Genomic DNA, 5,284 nt, shown 5'->3' on the forward strand with positions numbered 1-5,284 from the left:
GTGCGGCTGACCGGGCGCGGGATCGATGTCCTGGTCCGGTCGGCGGCGATCTTCGACCGGCTGCACGCGGAGTGGGCGCGGAAGCTGGGCGCGGGGCGGCTGGGGGAGGTCGAGGGCGCGCTGCGGGAAGCCGTACCGGGGGACTTCTTCCGGCTGGACGCGGCGAGTTGGTTCTCGGGGTGAGGTGACCCCTAGAAGTCCTCCCAGGTCATTGAGGTCATCCGCCAGCCGGCGGGGGTGCGGATGTACTGGGTCGTCTTGCGCCCCGCGCCCTCGAACCACTCGCCGTTCCTGAAGCCCGACTTGCGGTACTCGCTCGACCGATGGGCGATCGAGTGGAAGATCTCGGTGCGTTCGGAGACTTCCCATTCGGAGAATTCCGTCAGGGTTCCGTCGGTGAGCATCTTCGCCCGGGGCTCGATGAAGGTGTCGAGGTCGTAGACGAAGGGCTCGTTCCCGTTTCCGGTGTGCGCGATGATGAGGCCCTGGGGGATGAACACCTCGCGGATCGCGTCGAGTCGGGGCGCGGTGCCGTCGGTGTTGGTGAACGCGCCGAGGCAGGCGGCCATCAGGCGGTCGAGTTCGGTCTTGTCGGCGGAGGCGAAGGCGGAGGCAGGGGCTACTTCGGCCGCGGGCGGCCATTCGTCCGCGAGGACCGACCAGACCTCACTGTCCTGGCGTGTGCCCCGGTACGGGTAGCGCTTCCGCAGCACCCCTTCGCGGGTCATGCCGAGTCGGCGCGCCACCTCGATGCTGCGGGTGTTGCCCGGCGCGACCCACCACTCGACGCGGGTCATCCCCCGCTCCCCGAAAGCCCAGTCGACCAACTCCCTGCAGGCGCGGGTCACCAGTCCTCGGCCCTGCGCCGCCTCCTCCGCCCAGCAGCCGATCTCGCACATCCCGGCCGGACCGTCGAAGCGCGTGAACATGACGCCGGCGACCAGGGTGCCGTCCAGCCAGATCCCGTATATCCGGCCGGTGTCCGCGGCCTGTTTGTCGGCGTAGCTCTGGAGGGTTGCCGTCGCGGAGGCGAGGTCGGTGCTGCGGGCCGCCCAGGGGATCCAGGGGTCCACGTTCGGCCTGGCGCGGTCCATGTGGTCGAGGAATTCCTGTGCGTGCAGGGGTTCCAGCGGACTGAGTCGGGCGTTCTCGCCCAGCGGGATGGTGAACACGGATACCTCGGTTCGCGGGTGCGTAACAAGCGTTCGGTACGTAAGGTAGCAGCATGCCACCCGCACCCGGAGACCGTGAAGCCCGCCGCAAGGACGTATCGGAGGCGGTGTGGCACGTCCTCGCCGACAAGGGGTTCGGGGGGCTGACCCTGCGCGCCGTCGCCACCACGATGAACGTCTCCACCGGGATGCTCATGCACTACTTCCCGACCAAACGGGCCCTGATCACCCACGCCTTGGACCTGCTGGAGGTGCGTACCGCGGAGCGTCCCCGCCGCGCGCGGCCCGCCGAGGGGCTCGCCTCGGTGCGCACCGTACTGCTCGACATCCTGCCGTTGGCCCCGGACGACATCGCCCGCAACCGCATCTGGGTCAGTTCCTGGGACCTGGCCCTCGCCGACGACGGGCTTGCCGCCGAGCAGGCCGAGCGCTACACGCGGCTGCGCGCCGCGATCCGGCCGCACTTCGAGGATGCGCGGCGGCTGGGCGAGCTGTCGTCCGCGACGGCCGAGGTGGAGCAACTCGCCGCCTCCGCCGTGGCGTTCACCCATGGACTCGTCGTCCAGGCGCTCTTCGATCCGGGCCGGTTCCCCGAAGACGTACAGACGGAGATGCTCGACGGCTTTATCGACTCGCTCAGGTGATTCCGGCTGCCTGATCGGCCTTGTCCTGCGGGGCTTTCGCGCTCTCGCGGCGCGGGAGCAGCAGCGGGGTGGCCAGGAGGAGCAATCCGGCCGCCGCGATCGCGATACGGGGGCTGGTGAGGGCGGCGAGCAGGCCCCACGCGGCGGTCATCGCCGCGATGGCGACGCTCGTGCTGACCGACCACGCGGAGAGGGTGCGGGCGACGCGGCCGGGGTCGGTGGCGGCGAGCCGGTAGGTGGCCAGCAGCGGGTTGAAGACGCCGATGCAGGTCACCAGGCCGAACTGGAGGGCGGCGATGAGCACCATCCCGGGGACGCCGGGCTGGGCGAAGGCCAGTCCGAGGGGCCAGCACGCGCGCAGCACCCCGGAGGTGAGCAGCACCTGGCGCTGCCCGAACCGCGCCACGAGCCGGCGCGCGATGCGCGAGCCGAGGAGGCCGCCGATGCAGGGGGCCGCGAAGGCGAGACCGTACTGCCAGGGCGCGAACCCGAGGGGGCCGAGGAGAAGCACGGCGAGCAGCGGCTCCGTCGCCATGATGAGGCCGCTGACGATCATCGTGTTGAAGAACAGGGCGCGCTGCACGCGGTCGGCGAGGATGTAGCGCCAGCCGTCGAGCAGGTCACCGGCGCGCAGCCGCGGAGCGCCGGCTTGCGCGGGGTGCGGCTCGGTTCCGCCGATGGCGCGGATGCCCAGGGCCGAGAGCAGGTAGCTGACCGCGTCGGCCAGCACAGTCGTCACCGGGCCGAACAGGGCGATCGCGGCCCCGCCGAGCGGCGGCCCCACCACCGTCGCGGTCCACGTCGTGGACTCGAAGCGGCTGTTCGCGACGAGCAGGTCCTCCGGGGGGAGGAGGGCTTTGAGATACGCGCCGCTCGCCGACCTGAACGCGATGTTGGCCGCGGCGACGACGACGGAGACGAGGAGGAGCTGCACGAAGGTCAGCAGGCCCAGTGCGTACGCGGCCGGGATGCTCATCATCGCCGCGAACCGGACGAGGTCCGTCGCGATCATGACCGGCCGCTTGCGCCGGAACTCCACCCACGGGCCGAGCGGCACAGCGACCACGGCCCCCACGGCCCGCCCCGTGGCCGCCAGCACCGCCACCTGGGTCGGCCCGGAGTGCAGTACGAGGATCGCGATCAGGGGTAGCGCACCGAATCCGAACCCGGTGCCGTACGAACTGACCGCGAACGCCGCCCACAGCCACCCGAAACGCCGCCCCAGCGCACGCCGGCGCCCACCTGCCGTCCCCACCGCCCACCGCACCTTTCGTCGACCTGCATCAAAGCGGGGAGCGGACGGCGAGATCAAACAACCGACCCGCCGGGCAGCACAACCAGGTGTTGTACGGCTGGGCCGGACAGGGTCTAGCGTGGTCGGTGTGGATCTCGAAGCCGTGCGCACCTTCGTGGCCGCCGCGGACGCGGGGCGGTTCCAGGACGCCGCCGCCGAATTGTCGGTCACCCAGCAGGCCGTCTCCAAACGTGTCGCCACGCTGGAGAAGAAGCTCGGTGTACGGCTGTTCACCCGCACCGCGCGCGGAGCCAGGCTCACCATCGACGGGCAGGCGTTCCTGCCTCACGCCCGCGATCTCCTGCGGGCCGAGGAGCGGGCCCTCGCCTCCGTACGCCCCGGCCGTCGCGCCCTGCGCGTCGATGTGATCGGCCGGCGACTCGCCCCGGCCGGTCTGCTGGGCGACTTCCACCGCGCGCACCCCGAGGTCGACCTCGATGTCGTGACCCTCTTCGACGCCGACGCGGCCGTCGACGCACTGCGCTCCGGCACGATCGACGCGTCCTTCCGCGCCATCACCATGCCCGGCCGGCACCTCCCCGACGACATCGCGTCCTTCCGGGCCCACGACGAGCCCATCCAGCTCCTCACCGGACCGGTCCACGAGCTCGCCGACGCGGGTACGGTCACGCCGGCCGAGCTTGTCGGCTACCGGATCTGGATGCCGGGCATCGTGCCCGGGACGGAGTGGGCCGCCTACTACGACGCCCTCGCCGCCGCCTTCGGCCTCACCATCGAGACCACAGGACCGGACTTCGGCACCGAGCCCCTCCTGGACACCATCGCCGGCTCCCGGACGCTGGCGACGTTCGTCGGCGAACAGACACGCCTCGTCTGGCCCGCCGATCAGGGCCTGCGGCGGATCGCGGTGCGGGATCCGGTCCCGGTGTACCCGCACTCGCTGATCTGGCACCGGGAGAATGCGCACCCGGGGCTGGGTGCGCTGCGTGATCATCTCCGCGCCGGGCGGTCGGGGAGTACTGAGGGCGGGACGTGGACGCCGGCCTGGGCATAGGCGGTTTCGGGCGTTCTACCCCTCCGGCCAGGGGTATCCGAGCGCCGCGGCGTGCTCGCGGCTGCCGCCCCGGACATCCGCGTACGTCTTCGGGTCCGTCGTGGCCAGGCGCCGCAGGGCGGCTGCCGCCCGGGTCTCGGGCGGAGTGTTGTCGTCGGGGAGCGTCCAGATGAACTGGAGATGCGTGCCGTCCTTGTCCTTCTCGCCGGAGGACAGGCCGGGCCAGTACGTGAAGGAGATCGCGATCGCGTCCGGGTCGGCGAAGTCTGTTCCCGTCCAGCCGCGTTGGGCGTCCCACCGGGTGAGGAGGTCCGGTTGTTCGCGCAGGCCAGCGGTGATCAGACGGGCTGTGGTGCGGGCCGGCCAGGACCAGGCCTCGTCGTTCTCGGCGCGGGTGATCTCGGCGTCGTACGCCGTCGCGTCGAACCGGTAGGCGGGCGGGGGCTGTTGGCGGGAGGCGGGGGTGTTCGAGAGCCGCCAATCGCTCCAGACGACGTCGCTTCCGTCGCGGCGGATCGTGACGTAGAGCGCGCCACAGCAGCCCTCGGTGCAGTAGGCCTCGGCGAGTTCGACCTCGTGGGGTTCCGTTGTGGCGTGCAGGGCGCCGGTGTCGAGCAGGCGCTCGGGCGGTGCGGCGGGCCCCAGGCCGAAGAACTCCGCGACCAGGGGGCGGCCGTCGATCAGAATGCGCGTCTCCACGGTGCTGGGATCGACCGGGTCGCTCACGGCCACCTCGATGCGGAGGCCGGGGGCCGGCGTGCGGTGGTGGAACGGCTGCCGGGCCGTCCGGCGGATCCAGCGCGTTCGGCGGAGGGCCACCGGGTCGGCGGGGGAGGCCTCGGCGACGGCCGACCATGCGGGCGCGCCCAGTACGGAATCCAGAGTGTCCAGCAGCGCCTCGCGTCGGCCGGGTTCCCAGTCGAGGAGGGTGCTCGGTCCGCTGTGCAGGTCGAGGGCGAGGGAGAGAAGAGCGGCGAAGTCGTCGAGGGACGAGGCGAGTTGGGAGGCGTGGGCGACGACGGCCTGATAGGCGGGGACGGCGTCGGCGTAGTCGAGGATCTTCGCCCGGTAATCGTGGGGGCTCGTCATACGGGCGAGGAGCCGGGCCGCCTGGGAGAGGAGCCGGGAGTCGAGCGGGCTCTCAAGGAGGAGGTCGGCG

5 protein-coding genes and 1 pseudogene are annotated in these 5,284 nt (G+C 71.6%); 3 read left to right on the forward strand and 3 right to left on the reverse strand.

Going from position 1 to position 5,284, the window contains the following annotated elements; translation table 11 throughout:
- A pseudogene (locus J0695_RS28740) lies at positions 1-183 on the forward strand (MarR family transcriptional regulator); the annotation flags it as partial.
- Between the two features lie 8 nt (positions 184-191).
- Here the strand turns inward: J0695_RS28740 and J0695_RS28745 are convergent.
- Entirely contained in the window at positions 192-1,172 is a 981-nt protein-coding gene (locus J0695_RS28745; protein WP_206966842.1) for a GNAT family N-acetyltransferase, read from the reverse strand.
- A 53-nt stretch (positions 1,173-1,225) separates the two neighbouring features.
- Here J0695_RS28745 and J0695_RS28750 point away from each other — a divergent pair, with 53 nt between their 5' ends.
- Positions 1,226-1,816, forward strand: a complete 591-nt coding sequence (locus tag J0695_RS28750) for a TetR/AcrR family transcriptional regulator (protein ID WP_206966844.1) — start codon at positions 1,226-1,228, stop codon at positions 1,814-1,816.
- On the opposite strand, the gene J0695_RS28755 is transcribed toward J0695_RS28750, so the two are convergent.
- The gene (locus tag J0695_RS28755; RefSeq protein WP_307798799.1) at positions 1,809-3,071 is read right to left on the reverse strand and encodes an MFS transporter; all 1,263 of its coding nucleotides are present in this window, start codon (positions 3,069-3,071) and stop codon (positions 1,809-1,811) included. The two genes, J0695_RS28750 and J0695_RS28755, sit on opposite strands and share 8 nt — an antisense overlap.
- 127 nt (positions 3,072-3,198) lie before the next feature.
- Here J0695_RS28755 and J0695_RS28760 point away from each other — a divergent pair, with 127 nt between their 5' ends.
- Positions 3,199-4,125 carry a LysR family transcriptional regulator gene (locus J0695_RS28760; RefSeq protein ID WP_206966846.1) on the forward strand — a complete coding sequence of 309 codons (927 nt, stop codon included), beginning with the start codon at positions 3,199-3,201 and terminating at the stop codon, positions 4,123-4,125.
- A 15-nt stretch (positions 4,126-4,140) separates the two neighbouring features.
- Here J0695_RS28760 and J0695_RS28765 read toward each other — a convergent pair.
- Positions 4,141-5,284, reverse strand: a 1,144-nt coding sequence (locus J0695_RS28765) for a hypothetical protein (protein ID WP_206966848.1), incomplete at its 5' end; no start/stop codon positions are given.

The organism is Streptomyces beijiangensis (genome assembly GCF_017315755.1).
Lineage (GTDB): Bacteria > Actinomycetota > Actinomycetes > Streptomycetales > Streptomycetaceae > Streptomyces > Streptomyces beijiangensis.

Bases quoted from the DNA above. Each gene is read 5' to 3' on its own strand.
- J0695_RS28750 (WP_206966844.1), top strand. From the start codon at position 1,226: ATGCCACCCGCACCCGGAGACCGTGAAGCCCGCCGCAAGGACGTATCG.